Annotated in this window: 14 protein-coding genes and 1 pseudogene; 3 read left to right on the top strand and 12 right to left on the bottom strand. The window is 71.5% G+C overall.

Annotated elements, in window-relative coordinates; translation table 11 throughout:
• Positions 1-89: 89 nt before the first annotated feature.
• From ACIPUC_RS27575 to ACIPUC_RS27565, 3 genes are all read left to right on the top strand, one after another.
• The gene (locus ACIPUC_RS27575) at positions 90-1,373 is read left to right on the top strand and encodes an MFS transporter (protein ID WP_446592892.1); all 1,284 of its coding nucleotides are present in this window, start codon (positions 90-92) and stop codon (positions 1,371-1,373) included.
• Between the two features lie 143 nt (positions 1,374-1,516).
• Positions 1,517-2,209: a L,D-transpeptidase family protein gene (locus ACIPUC_RS27570; RefSeq protein ID WP_446593061.1), complete on the top strand. Its 693-nt coding sequence runs from the start codon at positions 1,517-1,519 to the stop codon at positions 2,207-2,209.
• Between the two features lie 88 nt (positions 2,210-2,297).
• Complete coding sequence (locus ACIPUC_RS27565) at positions 2,298-3,305, top strand: sigma-70 family RNA polymerase sigma factor (RefSeq protein WP_446592890.1); 1,008 nt, start codon at positions 2,298-2,300, stop codon at positions 3,303-3,305.
• Here the strand turns inward: ACIPUC_RS27565 and ACIPUC_RS27560 are convergent.
• The 12 genes and pseudogenes from ACIPUC_RS27560 to ACIPUC_RS27505 form a co-directional block, all read right to left on the bottom strand.
• A complete protein-coding gene (locus ACIPUC_RS27560; RefSeq protein WP_446592888.1) occupies positions 3,192-3,533 on the bottom strand; it encodes an STAS domain-containing protein in 342 nt (113 codons plus the stop codon). The genes ACIPUC_RS27565 and ACIPUC_RS27560 overlap by 114 nt on opposite strands.
• A 127-nt stretch (positions 3,534-3,660) precedes the next feature.
• The gene (locus ACIPUC_RS27555; RefSeq protein WP_446592886.1) at positions 3,661-4,938 is read right to left on the bottom strand and encodes a thymidine phosphorylase; all 1,278 of its coding nucleotides are present in this window, start codon (positions 4,936-4,938) and stop codon (positions 3,661-3,663) included.
• Between the two features lie 87 nt (positions 4,939-5,025).
• Positions 5,026-5,424 (bottom strand): cytidine deaminase, encoded by a 399-nt coding sequence (locus ACIPUC_RS27550; protein ID WP_446592884.1) that lies wholly within the window; start codon positions 5,422-5,424, stop codon positions 5,026-5,028.
• Positions 5,421-6,686 carry an ABC transporter permease gene (locus ACIPUC_RS27545; RefSeq protein WP_446592882.1) on the bottom strand — a complete coding sequence of 422 codons (1,266 nt, stop codon included), beginning with the start codon at positions 6,684-6,686 and terminating at the stop codon, positions 5,421-5,423. The genes ACIPUC_RS27550 and ACIPUC_RS27545 overlap by 4 nt, the downstream gene beginning before the upstream one ends.
• Positions 6,683-7,798: an ABC transporter permease gene (locus tag ACIPUC_RS27540; RefSeq protein ID WP_446592880.1), complete on the bottom strand. Its 1,116-nt coding sequence runs from the start codon at positions 7,796-7,798 to the stop codon at positions 6,683-6,685. Before ACIPUC_RS27540 ends, ACIPUC_RS27545 begins: the two co-directional genes overlap by 4 nt.
• A complete protein-coding gene (locus ACIPUC_RS27535; RefSeq protein WP_446592878.1) occupies positions 7,795-9,471 on the bottom strand; it encodes an ABC transporter ATP-binding protein in 1,677 nt (558 codons plus the stop codon). The genes ACIPUC_RS27540 and ACIPUC_RS27535 overlap by 4 nt, the downstream gene beginning before the upstream one ends.
• A gap of 157 nt (positions 9,472-9,628) precedes the next feature.
• Positions 9,629-10,681 carry a BMP family lipoprotein gene (locus ACIPUC_RS27530; protein WP_446592876.1) on the bottom strand — a complete coding sequence of 351 codons (1,053 nt, stop codon included), beginning with the start codon at positions 10,679-10,681 and terminating at the stop codon, positions 9,629-9,631.
• Between the two features lie 242 nt (positions 10,682-10,923).
• A complete protein-coding gene (locus ACIPUC_RS27525; RefSeq protein ID WP_446593060.1) occupies positions 10,924-12,168 on the bottom strand; it encodes an amidohydrolase in 1,245 nt (414 codons plus the stop codon).
• A gap of 137 nt (positions 12,169-12,305) precedes the next feature.
• Entirely contained in the window at positions 12,306-13,454 is a 1,149-nt protein-coding gene (locus ACIPUC_RS27520; protein ID WP_446592874.1) for a hypothetical protein, read from the bottom strand.
• A gap of 59 nt (positions 13,455-13,513) precedes the next feature.
• Positions 13,514-14,422 carry an N-acetylneuraminate synthase family protein gene (locus ACIPUC_RS27515; RefSeq protein ID WP_446593059.1) on the bottom strand — a complete coding sequence of 303 codons (909 nt, stop codon included), beginning with the start codon at positions 14,420-14,422 and terminating at the stop codon, positions 13,514-13,516.
• A 390-nt stretch (positions 14,423-14,812) separates the two neighbouring features.
• Positions 14,813-15,190 (bottom strand): annotated as a pseudogene (locus tag ACIPUC_RS27510) (acylneuraminate cytidylyltransferase family protein); the annotation flags it as partial.
• Positions 15,187-16,488 carry a DUF6716 putative glycosyltransferase gene (locus ACIPUC_RS27505; protein ID WP_446592872.1) on the bottom strand — a complete coding sequence of 434 codons (1,302 nt, stop codon included), beginning with the start codon at positions 16,486-16,488 and terminating at the stop codon, positions 15,187-15,189. The pseudogene ACIPUC_RS27510 and the gene ACIPUC_RS27505, both read right to left, overlap by 4 nt.
• Between the last annotated feature and the right edge of the window lie 48 nt (positions 16,489-16,536).

Genomic DNA, 16,536 nt, shown 5'->3' with positions numbered 1-16,536 from the left:
CCGCCCTGAGCTGTGCTGATGCGTGAGTGGATCGATTATCTCGATTCTGTGCATTGGACGCATCAAAAACACCGGCCTACCTTCGACGTATGCCTCCCGTTCATACCGGGGCACCCGTCACCACGGGTGCCTCCACCCCGTCGTTTCCGCAGCCCGAACCCCGCTCCCCCGGCCGCCCCGGCTACCGCCGGATGAGCCTCGCGCTCTTCGCCGCCGGACTCGCCACCTTCGCCCTCCTCTACTCCACCCAGGCGCTGCTGCCCGCGATCTCCGACGGGTTCGGGGTGACGGCGGGTCAGGCCAGTTGGACGGTGTCCGCGGCCACCGGCGCGCTCGCCCTGTTCGTGCTGCCCCTCAGCGCGCTGTCCGAGCGGTTCGGGCGCACCCGGATGATGACGTGGTCGATGGTCGTGGCCGTGGGCATCGGCCTGCTGGTGCCCTTCGCGCCGAACCTGGAGTGGCTGGTGGCCCTGCGGGCCGTCCAGGGCGCGGCGATCGCCGGGATCCCGGCCTCCGCGATGGCGTACCTGGCGGAGGAGGTCCGGCCGAAGGCCCTGGTCGGGGCGATCGGGCTGTTCGTGGCGGGCAACTCCATCGGCGGCATGAGCGGCCGCCTCGTCACCGGCTGGGGAGCGCAGCTCGGCGGCTGGCGGGCGGGCCTGCTGACCGTCGGGCTGATGTCGCTGGCCTTCGCGGCGGCCTTCCTGGTGCTGCTGCCCCGGGCGCGGTTCTTCCGCCCGGCGTCGCTGAACCCGCGTGCGGTGGGGCGTACCGTCGCCGGTCACCTGCGCGATCCGCTGCTGCTGCGGCTGTACGGGATCGGCGCGCTGTTCATGACCGTCTTCGGCGCCGTGTACACGGTCATCGGCTACCGGCTGGTGGGCGAGCCGTTCTCGCTCGGGCAGGGCGTGGTCGGGTCGGTCTTCCTCATCTACCTGGTGGGTACGGCCTCCTCCGCGGCGGCCGGGCAGCTCGTGGCCCGGATGGGGCGGCGCGGCGCGCTGTACCTGGCCGTGACCACCACCGCGCTGGGGCTGCTGCTGTCGCTGTCCGAGTCCCTGGCCGCGATCCTGCTCGGGCTGGTCCTGATCACGGCGGGCTTCTTCGCCGGGCACGCGGTCGCCTCCGCCGCCGTGAGCCGGACGGCGCGGACGGGCCGGGCGCAGGCCTCCGCGCTCTACCAGTCCGCGTACTACCTGGGCTCCAGCGCGGGCGGCACCCTGGGCGCCCTCGCCTACCACTCGGCGGGGTGGGCGGCCACGGTGGGCATCGCGCTGCTGGCCGTGCTCGGCGTCGTCTCGATCACGCTGTACGGGTCCCACGCGGCCCGCGCGCAGCGGCGCATGCCGGCTTCGGCCGCGGCCGCGCGCTGAGGGAACCGTCCGGAATCCGGAAAATACGTCTCCCCCGCAGGCAACTCGCATCGGTTTTCCGGGCATTCAACACGGAGAGCAGATGTGGGGCGCAATGGGGAGGGTTCATGGGGAGGCGGACGATGCGGACTGGGACGACGCGCATGCGCGCGGTGCGGCGCGCGGCGGTGGTGTTCGGCGGGGCGGTGGCGCTGGCGCTGCCGTGGGCGGTCGCGGGGGGCGGGCCGGCGCAGGCCGCCTCCTGCAACCTCGCAACCGGGCCGCACCAGAGGCAGGTCGAGCAGTTCCTGGGCCGACCGGTGGACGGACGGCAGTCGGCGGCCGACTGCACGGCGACCAGGTCGTTCCAGGCCCGTCACGGGATCACCCCGACGCAGGGGTACGCGGGGCCGCTGACCTGGCAGACGATGAGCACGATGCTGGCCCAGCGGGCGGCCGGCAGCACCCCGAACCGGGCCGGCAACTGCCCGGTGGACCGGGGGCGGATCGCCTGCGTCGACCTGACGCGGCAGCTCAGCTGGATCCAGGACGGCGCCACCCTGAAGTACGGTCCCGTCCCGGTCCGCACGGGCAAGGACGGCACGGAGACCCGGACCGGCCTGAAGAAGATCTACTACCGCAGCATCGACCACTGGTCGACGCTCTACGACGTCTCGATGCCGTACGCGCAGTTCTTCGACGGCGGCATCGCCTTCCACTCGACGGCCAAGAGCATGTGGAACCCGCCCGGCTCGGGCGGCTGCGTGAACATGCGGTCCGCCGACGCCAAGGCGTACTGGAACCTGCTGGGCAAGGGCGAGGACGTCTACGTCTACGGCCGCAAGCCGGGCACCTGATCCGTGGCTGACGGCCGTTCCGGCTGCCGTTGTCAGACCCCTCCGGTAGGTTCCGAAGGAGTGGACCTACCTGGGGGCGACGACAGCCATGAGCGACCTCGTGACGACACCTACGGACCTGGACACCGCGCTGGACCGCTACCGGGTCGAGCTGACGGGGTACTGCTACCGGATGCTCGGCTCGTCCTTCGACGCCGAGGACGCGGTGCAGGACACGTACATCCGCGCCTGGCGCAGCTTCGAGAAGTTCGAGGGCCGTTCCTCGGTGCGGTCGTGGCTGTACCGGATCGCGACCAACGTCTGCCTGGACCTGCTGAACGCGGGGAACAAGCGGGCCCGGCCGATGGACTTGACGGCTCCGCAGCACCAGGCCTCCGCCCTGCTCAATGAGCGGCCCGAGGTGACGTGGCTGGAGCCGGTCCCCGACGGGCGGGTGCTGCCGCAGACCGCCGACCCGGCGGAGACGGCCCTGGCGAAGGAGTCGGTACGGCTGGCGTTCGTCGCGGCCCTGCAGCACCTGCCGGCGAAGCAGCGGGCGGTGCTGATCCTGCGCGAGGTGCTGGCCTGGAAGGCCGACGAGGTCGCGACGCTGCTGGAGACCACGGTGGCCTCGGTGAACAGCGCGCTGCAGCGGGCGCGGGCCACCCTGGCCTCGCACGGGATCCGCGACACCGACCCCGCGGACCCTCTGGACGCGGACCAGGCGAAGCTGCTGGAGCAGTACCTGTCCGCCTTCGAGGCGTACGACATCTCGCGGCTCACCGCGCTGCTGCACGAAGACGCGGTGCTGTCGATGCCGCCGTTCGACCTGTGGCTGCGGGGCCACGGGGACATCGCGGCCTGGCACCTGAACCAGGGCATCGGCTGCAAGGGTTCGCGCCTGATCCCGACGACGGCGAACGGGATGCCGGCCTTCGGCCAGTACCGGCCGGCCGCCTCCGGGAAGGGCCACACGCCGTGGGCGCTGCAGGTCCTGGAGATCTCAGACGGCAAGATCGTCGGGCTCAACGCCTTCCTGGACACCGCGCGCTGGTTCCCCCTCTTCGGCCTCCCCGAGCAGCTCGGCGAGGCCGACGAGGTCCAGGAGGGCGCGTAGCGCGGGGCCGGCGCCGGTGACGGCGAAGCCCCGGCCGTACCCGCGGGCGGTCAGGCGCAGCCGCGCCAGGACCTCCACGGCGGCCAGCCCGGGCGCGGTGACGGCCCCGGCATCGCACTCCACCCTCGCGGCCCCGTCCTCGTACAGCCGGGACAGGCGGGCGCACAGCCCCGCCGCGTGTTGTTCGGTCGGGCAGGGTCCGGGCAGCACGAGTCGGGTGGTCTCCACAAGGGGATGACTCCACCGCCGCCCGGAACTCATCGGCCGGGCGCGGGAGGCAGGCCCTGCCGGCCCGTGAAAAGGCGCCGGCGCGGCTCCGGACGGGGAGCCGCGCCGACGGGACCAGGGTCCTGGATCAGGCGATGCGGTCCAGGACGATCGGCGGAGCCGTGAAGGCCGTGCCCGCCGGGGCGACGTCGTACGAGCCCTCCAGGGAGGCCAGGGCGTACTCGAACTTCTCCGGGGTGTCCGTGTGCAGGGTCATCAGCGGCTGGCCCGCGGTCACCGTGTCGCCCGGCTTCGCGTGGAGCTCGATGCCCGCGCCGGCCTGCACCGGGTCCTCCTTGCGGGCGCGGCCCGCGCCCAGGCGCCAGGCGCCGACGCCCACCGCGTACGCGTCGAGGCGGGTCAGGACTCCCGAGGCCGAGGCGGTGACCACGTGCTGCTCGCGGGCCACGGGCAGGGCCGCGTCCGGGTCGCCGCCCTGGGCCGCGATCATCCGGCGCCAGTGGTCCATCGCGGAGCCGTCGGCCAGGGCCTTCGCCGGGTCGGCGTCCTTGATGCCCGCCGCGTCCAGCATCTCCTTGGCCAGGGCGATGGTCAGCTCGACCACGTCCGCCGGGCCGCCGCCCGCCAGGACCTCCACCGACTCGCGGACCTCCAGCGCGTTTCCGGCGGTCAGGCCGAGCGGGGTGGACATGTCGGTGAGCAGGGCGACCGTCTTGACGCCCGAGTCGGTGCCCAGGCCCACCATGGTCCGCGCCAGCTCGCGCGCGTCCTCGATGTTCTTCATGAAGGCGCCGCTGCCGACCTTGACGTCGAGGACCAGGGAGCCCGTGCCCTCGGCGATCTTCTTCGACATGATCGAGGAGGCGATCAGCGGGATGGCCTCGACCGTGCCCGTCACGTCGCGCAGCGCGTAGAGCTTCTTGTCCGCCGGGGCCAGGCCGTCGCCCGCCGCGCAGATGACGGCGCCGGTGGTGTCCAGGACGTGCAGCATCTCCTCGTTGGACAGCAGGGCGCGCCAGCCGGGGATGGACTCCAGCTTGTCCAGGGTGCCGCCGGTGTGGCCGAGCCCGCGGCCGGACAGCTGCGGCACGGCCGCGCCGCACGCTGCGACGAGCGGGGCCAGCGGCAGCGTGATTTTGTCGCCGACGCCGCCGGTGGAGTGCTTGTCGGCGGTGGGGCGGGAGAGGGAGTCGAAGTTCATGCGCTCGCCGGAGGCGATCATCGCGGCGGTCCAGCGGGCGATCTCGGCCCGGTTCATCCCGTTGAGCAGGATGGCCATCGCCAGCGCCGACATCTGCTCGTCGGCCACGACACCGCGGGTGTACGCGTCGATGACCCAGTCGATCTGCTCGGGGCTCAGCTCACCGCGGTCCCGCTTGGTCCGGATGACGGAGATGACGTCCATGTGGTGCTTCCTTCTACGCGCATAGAGAGAGGGGTTTGCGGAAGTACGGCGGCCCTCCGCCCGGCAGGCGGAGGGCCGTCGGCACGGCTATCTCAAGTGGTCGGGCCCGAAGGCCTGCGGCAGCATCTCCGCCAGCGGGAGGACCCCCTTCGGGGTTTCCACCAGCAGTTCCGCTCCGCCGAATTCGAAGAGCAGCTGTCGGCAGCGCCCGCACGGGACGAGGATCTCGCCCCGGCCGTCGACGCAGGTGAAGTGCGTCAGCCGGCCGCCGCCCGTGGCCTGGAGGGAGGACACCAGGCCGCACTCGGCGCACAGGCTGAGCCCGTAGCTCGCGTTCTCGACGTTGCAGCCGGTGACGGTCCTGCCGTCCTCGACCAGCGCGGCGACACCGACCGGGAAGCCCGAGTACGGAGCGTAGGCCCGGGACATGGCGTCCCGGGCGGCCTCGCGCAGGGCCTCCCAGTCGACGGTGGACGCGCCCGTCACTTGCCCTGGCCCTTGCGGTACGGCATGCCGTCCGCCTTCGGCATGCGCAGCCGCTGCGCCGACAGCGCGAGCACCAGCAGGGTGGTCACGTACGGGGCGGCGTCCACGAACTGGCTGGGCACCGAGTCGGTGAGCGCGTACCAGAGGAAGAGCAGCGCCGCGCAGGCCGCGGAGATGCCGGCCTGGAGGTACTTCTTCTTGTACAGCTGCCAGGCGCAGACGAGCACCAGCAGGATGGCGATCAGCAGCAGCATCGCGTGGACGTTGGTGGCGCCACCGCGCAGCTTCAGGCTGTCAATGAAGCCGAACAGGCCCGCGCCCAGCGCCATGCCGCCCGGCATCCAGTTACCGAAGATCATCGCGGCGAGGCCGATGTAGCCGCGGCCGCCGGTCTGGCCCTCCTGGTAGATGGGGCTGGCGACCTCGGACAGGTACACGCCGCCGAGGCCCGCCAGGGCGCCCGAGACGATCACGGCGATGTACTTGTACTTGTAGACGTTGACGCCGAGGGACTCCGCCGCGATGGGGTTCTCACCGCAGGAGCGCAGCCGCAGGCCGAAGGTGGTCCGCCACAGGACCCACCAGGTGCCCGGGATCAGCAGCAGGGCGACGACGGTCAGCAGCGAGAGCTCGGTGACCAGGCCGCCGATGACGCCGGCGAGGTCCGAGACGAAGAACCAGTGCTTCCCCTGGAGGTCGGCCATCCAGTCGGACAGCCCCGGCACGGTGATCTTGTAGATCGGCTCGACCTGCGGCGACTGCTTGGAGGAGCCGCCCGGCGCCTCGGCGAAGGTGAAGTTCGACAGGTACTGGGTGAAGCCCAGCGCCAGGATGTTGATGGCCACACCGGAGACGATGTGGTTGACGTTGAACGTGACCGTGATGATCGCGTGCAGCAGGCCGCCGACGGCGCCGCCGGCGATGCCGACGAGCACACCGGTCCACGGGCCCCACTGGTAGCCGGCCCAGGCACCGAACCAGGTGCCGAGGATCATCATGCCCTCGAGGCCGATGTTGACGACGCCCGCGCGCTCGGCCCACAGGCCGCCGAGGCCGGCGAGGCCGATCGGGACGGCGAGGGAGAGCGCGCCGGAGACCTGGCCGACCGAGGTCAGGTCGTTGGCGCCGCTGATCAGGCGGACCAGCGAGACCAGCGCGAGGCCGCCCGCGATGATCAGCATGATCCAGGGAAGAGTGAGCTTCTTGCGGCCGGCCGACTTCTTCGGGGCGGCAGCCGTCGCGGAGACAGTGCTGGTGCTCACGCCGCGACCTCCTTGTCGGTCTTGATGGCGTGCCCGGCGGCGAGCTCCTCGCCGACCTTCTGCTGCTGGCGCCGGATGCCGTAGCGGCGGACGAGTTCGTACGAGACGACGACCGCGATCACGATCAGGCCCTTCATGATCGTGCCGATCTCCTTCGCGTACCCGGCCTGGTCGAGCGAGGCCGAGGCCTTGTCGATGAAGGCCATCAGGAACGCGGCGAAGAGGATGCCGACCGGGCTGTTGCGGCCGAGCAGCGCGATGGTGATGCCGGTGAAGCCCACACCGACCGGGAAGGCCAGGTTGTAGGTGTGCGTCTCGCCCAGCAGCTGCGGCATGCCGGCGAGACCCGCGACCGCGCCGGAGATGAGCATCGAGGTGATGATCATCTTCTTGGCGTCGACGCCGGAGGCCTGGGCGGCGGACTCACTGGCACCGGTGGCGCGCAGGTCGAAGCCGAAGCGGGTCCGGTTGAGCGCGAACCAGTAGACGATGCCGAGGGCGAAGGCCACGAAGGTGAAGCCGTAGATCTCCAGCCCGTCGCCGAGGGACACGGCCGGGAACCAGCCCGACTCGGCGATGTCGCCGGTCGTCAGGTCGTTGGAGCCCTCCAGCTGGACGCCGAGGTTCTTCGGCAGCATCAGCCAGGCGATCAGGCTGGTCGCGATGGCGTTCAGCATGATCGTGGAGACGACCTCGCTCACGCCGCGCTTGGCCTTCAGCACACCGGCGATGCCGGACCAGAAGGCACCGACGAGCATCGCCACGAGGATGATCAGCAGCAGGTGCAGCGGGCCCGGCAGGGTCACGGCCGCACCGACCACGGCGGAGAGCATCGCCGCGAGGCGGTACTGGCCGTCGACGCCGATGTTGAACAGGTTCATCCTGAAGCCGATGGCCACGGCCAGGGCCGCCAGGTAGTACGTACCGGCCTGGTTCACGATGAGGACCTGGACGTCCTCGTAGGCGGCGTTCTCCACCATGAGGCGCAGCGGCTCGATCGGGTCGATGCCCGTCGCCGCCAGCACGATCACGGTCAGCAGGAAGGCGCTGACCAGGGCGAGCACGGGCCCGGCCAAGCCGAGGAGCAGCCGGTCCTTGTCGAATTTCTTCATCGGGCCTCGTCCTCCGGTGCATCGGTACCGGGCTCGGTACCGGCGGCGGAGTGGTTGTCGGTTGCTTCCAGGTGCCCGGAGGCGGCGCCCGTCATGGCGGTGCCGAGCTCCTCCGGGGTGACGGTCGCGGGGTCGGCGTCCGCGACCAGGCGGCCGCGGTAGATCACCCGCAGGGTGTCGGACAGGCCGATGAGCTCGTCCAGGTCCGCGGAGATGAGCAGGACGGCCAGGCCCTCGCGCCGGGCCTCGCGGATCGCGTCCCAGATCTGCGCCTGCGCACCGACGTCCACACCGCGGGTGGGGTGGGCGGCGATGAGGAACTTCGGGTTGTGGCTCATCTCGCGGCCGACGATCAGCTTCTGCTGGTTGCCGCCGGAGAGCGAGGCCGCGGTGACCTCGATGCCGGGCGTGCGGACGTCGTACTCGCGCACGATCCGCTCGGTGTCCTTGCGGGCCGCCTTCGGGTCGAGGATGCCGCGCTTGGAGTTGGGCGCCTCGGTGACGTGGCCGAGGATGCGGTTCTCCCACAGCGGGGACTCCAGCAGCAGGCCGTGCCGGTGGCGGTCCTCGGGGATGTAGCCGATGCCGCCCTCGCGGCGCTTGCGCGTCGCGGCCGTGGAGATGTCGGTGCCGTCCAGCGTGATCGTTCCGCCGTCCGGGATGCTCATGCCCATGAGGGCCTCGATGAGCTCCGTCTGGCCGTTGCCCTCGACGCCGGCGATGCCGAGCACCTCACCCTTGTGGATGGTGAAGTTGATGCCGGCGAGCACCTCGCGGACGATGCCGTCCGGGTCCACCGCGGCCAGCCGCAGGTCCTCGACCCGGAGCATCGGCGTGGTGGTCACCGTGGACTCGCGGGTCTCCGGCGAGGGGAGTTCGGAGCCGACCATCAGCTCGGCGAGCTGCTTGGTGGTGGCCGTCTTCGGGTCGGCGGTGCCGACCGTGGTGCCGCGCCGGATCACCGTGATGTCGTCGGCGACCTTCAGCACCTCGCCCAGCTTGTGCGAGATGAAGATGACGGTCAGGCCCTCGGCCTTGAGCTCGCGCAGGTTGCCGAAGAGCGCATCCACCTCCTGCGGCACGAGCACGGCGGTCGGCTCGTCGAGGATGAGGATCTTGGCGCCGCGGTAGAGGACCTTGAGGATCTCCACGCGCTGGCGGTCCGCGACACCCAGGTCCTCGACCAGGGCGTCGGGACGCACCCCGAGGCCGTACGCGTCCGAGATCTCCTTGATCTTCTTACGGGCCTTGGCACCGATGCCGTACAGCTTCTCGCCGCCGAGGACCACGTTCTCCAGGACGGTGAGGTTGTCGGCGAGCATGAAGTGCTGGTGCACCATGCCGATGCCGCGGGCGATGGCGTCGCCGGGGCTGTGGAAGGAGACCTGCTCCCCGTCGATGGCGATGGTGCCCTCGTCCGGCTTCTGCATGCCGTAGAGGATCTTCATCAGGGTCGACTTGCCGGCGCCGTTCTCGCCGATCAAGGCATGGACCGTGCCCTTGCGGACGGTGATCGCGATGTCCTTGTTGGCGACGACGCCGGGGAAGCGCTTGGTGATGCCGTGCAGTTCTACGGCGTGGGGCGGGCTGGACGCGTTGATGACGCACTCTCCTTGGCGCGGAAGGAGCGGGAGGCAGGGGGACAGGGCGGGGAGTGAAAGTATCGCGTCCACGATGCTTCTACGCGCGTAGCACTGTCGGAAGTGAAAACTTGAGGCCAAGTGGCCACAAGCACACGGATTGCTGCTCAAAGAACGTGGTTCGGGGCCCGGGAGCGATAGAGACCGCTTCCCGGACCCCGGAGACCAGAACTACATGTCAGAGACTGCCTTACGGCGTGGTCTTGACGGTGATCTTCTTGGCGATGATGTCGGCCTTGGCCTTCTCCACCGCGGCGATGACGTCGGCCATCTCCTTGTACTTCGGGTTGGAGTCGGCCAGGCCGACGCCGTCCTTGTCCAGGCCGTAGCGGATCTCACCGGTGGTCGGCTTGCCGTCCTTGACCGACTTGATCAGGTCGAAGACGGAGTCCGAGACGTCCTTGGTGACCGAGGTCAGGATGGCGTCCTTGTACTTCGACAGACCGGCCTGGTTGTACTGGTCGGAGTCGACGCCGATGGCCCACTTGCCCTTGGCCGAGGCGGCCTCGATGGCACCGGAGCCGGCCAGACCGGCCGCGGCGTAGACCACGTCGGCGCCCGCGTCGAGCTGACCCTGCGCGGCGGCCTTGCCGAGGTCGGGCTTGGCGAAACCGTCGAAGTTCGGCGGCTGGGTCAGGTACTGGGACAGCACCTTGGCGTTCGGGTTGGTGTCCTTGACGCCCTGGGCGAAGCCCGCCTCGAACTTCTTGATCAGCGGAACCTCGACACCGCCGATGAAGCCGACCGTGCCGGTCTTGGAGACCTTGGCGGCGGCGACGCCGGCCAGGTAGGAGCCCTGCTCCTCGTTGAAGACGAGGTTGGCGATGTTCGGGCCGGTCACCGAGGTGTCGTCGATGATGCCGAACGTGGTGTTCGGGAACTTCGGCGCGACCTTCTTGATGGCCGGGGCGTACGCGAAACCGACGCCGATGACCGGGTTGTTGCCCTTGCGGGCCAGCTCGGTGAGGCGCTGGACCTTGTCGGCCTCGCCCTCGCCGTCCGTGGGCTCCGCCTCGGCGCCCTTGACCTTCAGCTCCGACTCGGCCTTCTGCAGGCCGGCGTACGCGGCGTCGTTGAACGACTGGTCGCCGCGGCCGCCGATGTCGTACGCGATGGCGGCGGTGGCTTCCTTCGAGTCCGAAGATCCGGTGTCCGACGACTTCTTACCGCCACAGGCGGTGGCCGAGAGGGCCAGCGCAGCGGACGCGAGGCCCACGGTGGCGATCCTGGTGATCCGGCGCAAGGGGAGGCTCCTTCAAAACCTGACCGAAGCGCCACGACCGGCGCTGGTTTCGCCGCGATCGTAACGCGCGTAGATGTCAGTTAAAGGCCCGTTCATGAGTCGTTATCGGATCGTCGCGAACCGGACAGTGACCGATTGGTAACTGCTCAGGTGCCCAGCCCTTGTGTACCAAGGGCTGGACACGTCCGCCACGAGACGCGCGCATGCTGTACCGAGATTTTTCGGCTGCGCGCCGTCGGCGGCTACCTGACGGCCCCCGCGCGCCGCCCGTCCAGCAGGGCGGCGGCCGTGAAGAACTCGACGCCGACGGCGATCGCGGACTCGTCCACGTCGAAGTCGCCCCGGTGCAGGTCGTGCTTGGAGGTGTCGCCCGGCCGGCGGACCCCCAGGCGGGCCATGGCGCCCGGGACGTGCTCGAGGTACCAGGAGAAGTCCTCGCCGCCCAGGCTCTGCTCGGTGTCCTCGACCGCCCCGGCGCCGCAGCGGACCGTCATCGCCTCGCGCAGCAGCTCGGTGATCACGGGATCGTTGACCACCGGGGGCACCCCGCGGACGTGGTTGATCTCGAACTTGGCCCCGTGCATCGTCGCGACCTCGTCGATCGCCGCGTGGATCATGTCCGGCGCCTCGTGCCAGGCGTTCAGGTCCAGGCACCGGACGGTCCCGGACAGCTCGGCGTGCATCGGGATGACGTTGCAGGCGTGCCCGGCCTCGATCCGGCCCCAGGTGACCGACATGCCCGAACGCGCGTCCATCCGGCGGGTCAGCAGCGCCGGGACGTCCACGGCCACCCGTGCGGCGGCCGTCACCAGGTCGGTGGTCAGGTGCGGGCGCGCGGTGTGCCCGCCGGAGCCGGAGAGGGTGACCTCCAGCCGGTCGCACGCGGAGGTGATGGGGCCGGGCCGCAGCCCGATCCGCCCGGCGTCGACCCGCGGGTCGCAGTGCACGGCGATCATCTTGCCCACCCCGTCCAGCACCCCGGACTCGATGGCCTCGGTCGCCCCGCCCGGGAGCACCTCCTCGGCGGGCTGGAACAGCAGGCGCACGGGGCGGGGCAGCAGGCCCTGGCGGTCGAGCTCGGCGAGGACCAGTCCGGCGCCGAGGACGATCGCGGTGTGCACGTCGTGGCCGCAGGCGTGGGCGCGGTCCGGGAAGGTCGAGCGGTACGAGACGTGCGTCTTGGCATCCGGAATGGGCAGGGCGTCGATGTCCGCGCGCAGGGCCAGCATCGGCCGCATGCCGTCCCAGGCCCCCACGTCACAGACCAGGCCGGTTCCGGACTTCAGCACCCGTGGGCGCAGGCCGGCTTTCTCGAGCCGGGCCTTGATCGCCGCCGTGGTGCGGAATTCCTGGTGTCCGAGCTCCGGGTACATGTGCAAGTCCCGGCGGAAGGCGATCAGTTCGGCACTCAGGTGATCCGGAAGTTTGCCGGGCAGCTCGGGCCGCTCGGACACGGCGGGCTGGGCGGTCTGGGACTCGCGGGACATCAACTGGTTCACCTGTTGAAGGGTAGGCGCACCAATGGCCCAACTGGCTGAGGATCACGAAAAGTTCATGCCGTTAGGGGAAAGAAACCCGGCCTCTGGACGCATGACCGGATGCACCCGGGGGTACACTCGCCCGCTCATCCGGCCGCGGGAGCCGCCTGAGCGGGGAGTCTGCGTACGTCACGGGCGCTGTCGGTGACCCCGGCGAGGAAGCCGCGGGCGCGCGGCGACGCGGACCCGGTGAGCCAGTCGGGGTCGATATCGCATACGGCGACGGTCACGCCGGTGCCGGTCAGCGCGTACGGCAGGGTGTGGACGACGGTGGACGGAAAGCTGACGATCGTCCGGCCGACCGGACCGCGCCGCGCGATCAGCTCCAGCGGCAGGTCCGGACGTACGATCTCCAGCCCCGTCGCCTCGCTCAGCGCGCGCAGCTTCTCCGGGGACTCCCGGCGGTGCGCGAAGTAGCGGGTGGCGCGGTGCACGCGGGTCAGGGTGCGCACCGCGTCCAGGTAGCAGGCCGGGTCCACCACGCCCGTCTCGACGAGCGAGGTGCCGACCAGGTCGGTGCCCTTGGTCAGGCGCGGCGGGCCGAAGCGGGCCCGGGTCCAGGCGAAGTCGTTGACCCGGAGCGTCATCGCGCCGTGGGCGGTCACGGGCATCGAGCTGAACACCTCGACGCGCCGGCCGCTGCCGTCGGCGGGCGTGAAGCGGCGCCGGGCGGTCGCCGAGACGGGTGCGTACGCCAGTTCGCGCACCCGCCCGGCCGGGCCGCCGCCGCCCACGCGGTGCCAGCGGACCAGGCGCTCGCCGCGGGCGGTCTGGGCGATGAACTCCATGGTGGCGGTGCCGTCGTCGACCACCACGAGCTGCTCGGCCCGTACCAGGGTGAGCAGCAGCTGCACGTAGCGGGAGAAGGGGTCGCCGACGACGACCGTGTGCGCCGCGCGCACGTCGCCCGCCAGGGCGGCGAGCGCCTTCAGCGGTGCGAGGCGGCCCCCGCGGGCCTCCTGCCAGCGGACCTCGTGGCCCTCGTCGCGGGCGAGCGCCGCCATCCGGCGCAGCTGGCCGCGGGACATCGGGTCGGTGGGCGGCAGGACGACGATCCGCATCCGCGGCGCCGGCGTACCGCCCGGGCCGCCCGTACCGCGCGGCGGCTGGCTCGGCATGCCGTCGAGCAGCGGGGCGGACTCGCCGGACCCGCCGCTGGAGTACGCCCACTCCAGCACGTTCAGGAGCTGGACCGGGCTCTCGACGAACGCGAGGGTGAGAGCTGAAGCGGGCATCACGTACTCCTCGGCAGGGGACGGATCTCGTACGCGGCGGACCGGGGCCCGGAGCGGGATCAGACGGCGGCGAGCTCGCCCTGCACGCGGCGGAGCTTCTTCATGGGGCCGAGCTCGGAGTCGTAGACCCGCTTGACGCCGTCACCGAGGGCGGTCTCGATGGTGCGGATGTCGCGGACCAGGCGGGCGAGGCCGCCGGGCTCGACGGAGGCGGCCTGGTCGGAGCCCCACATCGCGCGGTCGAGGGTGATGTGGCGCTCGACGAAGGCGGCGCCGAGGGCGACGGCGGCCAGGGTGGTCTGCAGGCCCGTCTCGTGGCCGGAGTAGCCGATCGGGACGTTGGGGTACTCGTCCTGGAGGGTGTTGATGACCCGCAGGTTGAGCTCCTCGGCCTTGGCCGGGTACGTCGAAGTGGCGTGGCAGAGCAGGATGTTGTCGCTGCCGAGCACCTCCACCGCGTGGCGGATCTGCTTGGGGGTGGACATGCCGGTGGACAGGACGACGGTGCGGCCGGTGGCGCGCAGGGCGCGCAGCAGCTCGTCGTCGGTCAGCGAGGCGGAGGCCACCTTGTGGGCGGGGAGGTCGAACTTCTCCAGGAAGGCGACGGCCTCGGTGTCCCACGGGGAGGCGAACCAGTCGATGCCGCGGGTGGAGCAGTGCTCGTCGATGGCACGGTACTCGTCCTCGCCGAACTCCACCTTGTGGCGGTAGTCGATGTAGGTCATCCGGCCCCAGGGGGTGTCGCGCTCGATGTCCCACTGGTCGCGCGGGGTGCAGATCTCGGGGGTGCGCTTCTGGAACTTCACGGCGTCGCAGCCGGCTTCGGCGGCGGCGTCGATCAGGGCGAAGGCGTTGCCGAGGTCGCCGTTGTGGTTGATGCCGATCTCACCGACGACGTACACCGGCTGGCCGGGGCCCGCGGTGCGCGATCCGAAGGTACGCAGGCGGCTGTTGGGGGAGGCGGTCATGACAGGTGACGTCCTTCGGTGCGGGGGTACGAGTGCGGGTGTGGCGGGTGCTGCGTGGGGTGTGAGCTGCGGGTCGGGTCGTACGTCGAGCAGCGGGGCGAGCAGGCGGGCCCGCTCCAGGTCGTGCGGGTCGTCGATCTCCAGGACCCGTGCGGGGTCGGTGGCGACGGGGAGCGTGCGTCCGAAGAAGCGGTGGCGGGCGCTGCGGAAGCCGGCGGCGTCCATGGCGTAGGCGGCGCCGGTCTCCAGCAGGTCCTGGGGACGGTCCTGGCGCCGGGGGCGGTACGTCGTCTCGTGGTTGACCCCGGTGCCGAAGCCGTCGGGGTCCTCCCGCCAGAGGAACCCGTGGAAGGGGGCCACGGTCAGGGCCGAGTCGGCGGCGCCGGAGGCGACGGCCGCGGCCACGGACTCGACGTCGGAGGCGGCCAGGAACGGGCTGGTGCACTGGACGAGGAGGACCACGTCCACGGAGGCGGAGTGGAGTTCCTCGAAGGCGGTGAGGGCGTGCAGGAGGGCGGCCTCGCTGCTCGCGGTGTCGCCGGAGATCGCGCCGGGGCGGGAGATCACGCCGGCGCCCGCGGCGCGGGCGGCGTCGGCGATCCCCGCGGAGTCGGTGGAGACCACCACGTCGGTGACGGTCGGCGCGGCGAGGCAGGCCCGGACGGCGCGGGCGACGAGCGGGGTGCCGGCGACCTCGGCGAGGTTCTTGCCGGGGACGCCCTTGGAGCCGCCGCGCGCCGGGATGACGGCCAGGACGCGGGGGCTCACAGCTCGCCCATCCGGCGGATCACGGGGGCCACGCGCTGCACTCCGTGCCGGTAGGCCCCGCGGGCGGCGTCGCGCAGGTGGGCGCGGAGCCTGCGGCGCAGCCGGGACTGGCCCGCGCTCTCGCGCACCGCGCCGGGCAGCGGGGTGCCGTCGGGCGCGAGGTGCTGGCGGGCGAGGATCCCGGGCAGGTACCGGGGGGCGGTGGTGAGCGTGTAGTAGGGGGCGACGGCCGGCAGCCCGTCCCGGTCCACCAGTGCGGCGACCTTCGCCCGGGCCGCCGCGTAGGCGTCCCCGTCGCCGGTGACTCCCTGGGCCGCCAGCCAGGCCTGGTCCGCCTTCGGCAGCATCCCCGCGTCGAGCTGGTCCCAGGAGGCGAGGCAGCCGGAGCCCAGGAAGTGGTGGTTGCCGAGGGCCTCGCGGATGCCGAGGTCGGTGAGCACGGCCGTCGGGATGGAGCGGTGCAGGGACTCCAGGGCGGCGGTGGAGGAGACGGTGACCAGCAGGTCGGTGCCGTCCAGGACCTCGCCCATGTTCCCGTACACCAGCCGGCAGTTGGGCGGGAGGCCGCCGGGGAGCTTGGCGGCGAGCCGCTGGTAGGGCTGCTCCTCCAGGTGGGTGGTGTGTTCCCCGGGGCGGCTGCGCAGTTTGATCAGCACCTCGCGCTCGGGGTGCAGCCGCGCGTGCCCGGCCGCCCGCTCCAGCAGGTACGCGCGGTCTGCGCGGCTGTCGGGCACGGAGGGCTGGACGGCGAAGACGACCGTGTGCGTCCGCGATCCGGCCGGCTCGTACGGCGCCCCGCCGAGGAAGGGCAGTGCGGTCTCGGTGACCGCGCCGGCGTCCGCGCCGACTCCCTCGTACACGGCGCGGAACCGCTCCGCGTCGTGCCGGGAGTTGGCCAGGACGAGGTCGGCGCCGTGCCGCAGCAGCAGCCCGTCGGCGAGCTTCTCGTATACGACGCCCACGTACCCGGTGACGAGGACGGGGCGGCTCGACGGCTCGGGCCACAGGGCGCGGGCCCCGTGCAGGACGGCCTGGACGGCCCCGCCGACGAGGGCGAGGACGACGACGTCGTAGCCCTCCCGCCCGATCTCGGCGAGGAACTCGGCACAGGTCACCTCGGTCGGCCGGTCACCCTGGACCCCCACCTCGCCGAGCTGGCGCGCCGTGGGTGTGGCACGTCCGCGCAACAGGAATCCGGCGAGCTGGTGGTCGGGCACGAGACGGCGGGCGGTGAGTGCGCCCCATTTCCATCGCGTGTCGGAATCGGCGATAACGGCGACGCGTTTGCGTTCTGGCACGCGGCAGAAGCTATTCCGCAAATTCGGTGATCGGCCCAACGAGCGCAC

The organism is Streptomyces sp. LARHCF249, assembly GCF_052871255.1.
Note: the sequence above shows the minus strand (reverse complement) of the source record. Positions and strands in the feature narration are given on the sequence as shown.

Bases quoted from the DNA above. Each gene is read 5' to 3' on its own strand.
- ACIPUC_RS27575 (WP_446592892.1), top strand. From the start codon at position 90: ATGCCTCCCGTTCATACCGGGGCACCCGTCACCACGGGTGCCTCCACC.
- ACIPUC_RS27570 (WP_446593061.1), top strand. From the start codon at position 1,517: ATGCGCGCGGTGCGGCGCGCGGCGGTGGTGTTCGGCGGGGCGGTGGCG.
- ACIPUC_RS27565 (WP_446592890.1), top strand. From the start codon at position 2,298: ATGAGCGACCTCGTGACGACACCTACGGACCTGGACACCGCGCTGGAC.
- ACIPUC_RS27555 (WP_446592886.1), bottom strand. From the start codon at position 4,938: ATGGACGTCATCTCCGTCATCCGGACCAAGCGGGACCGCGGTGAGCTG.
- ACIPUC_RS27540 (WP_446592880.1), bottom strand. From the start codon at position 7,798: ATGAAGAAATTCGACAAGGACCGGCTGCTCCTCGGCTTGGCCGGGCCC.
- ACIPUC_RS27525 (WP_446593060.1), bottom strand. From the start codon at position 12,168: ATGTCCCGCGAGTCCCAGACCGCCCAGCCCGCCGTGTCCGAGCGGCCC.
- ACIPUC_RS27520 (WP_446592874.1), bottom strand. From the start codon at position 13,454: ATGCCCGCTTCAGCTCTCACCCTCGCGTTCGTCGAGAGCCCGGTCCAG.
- ACIPUC_RS27515 (WP_446593059.1), bottom strand. From the start codon at position 14,422: ATGACCGCCTCCCCCAACAGCCGCCTGCGTACCTTCGGATCGCGCACC.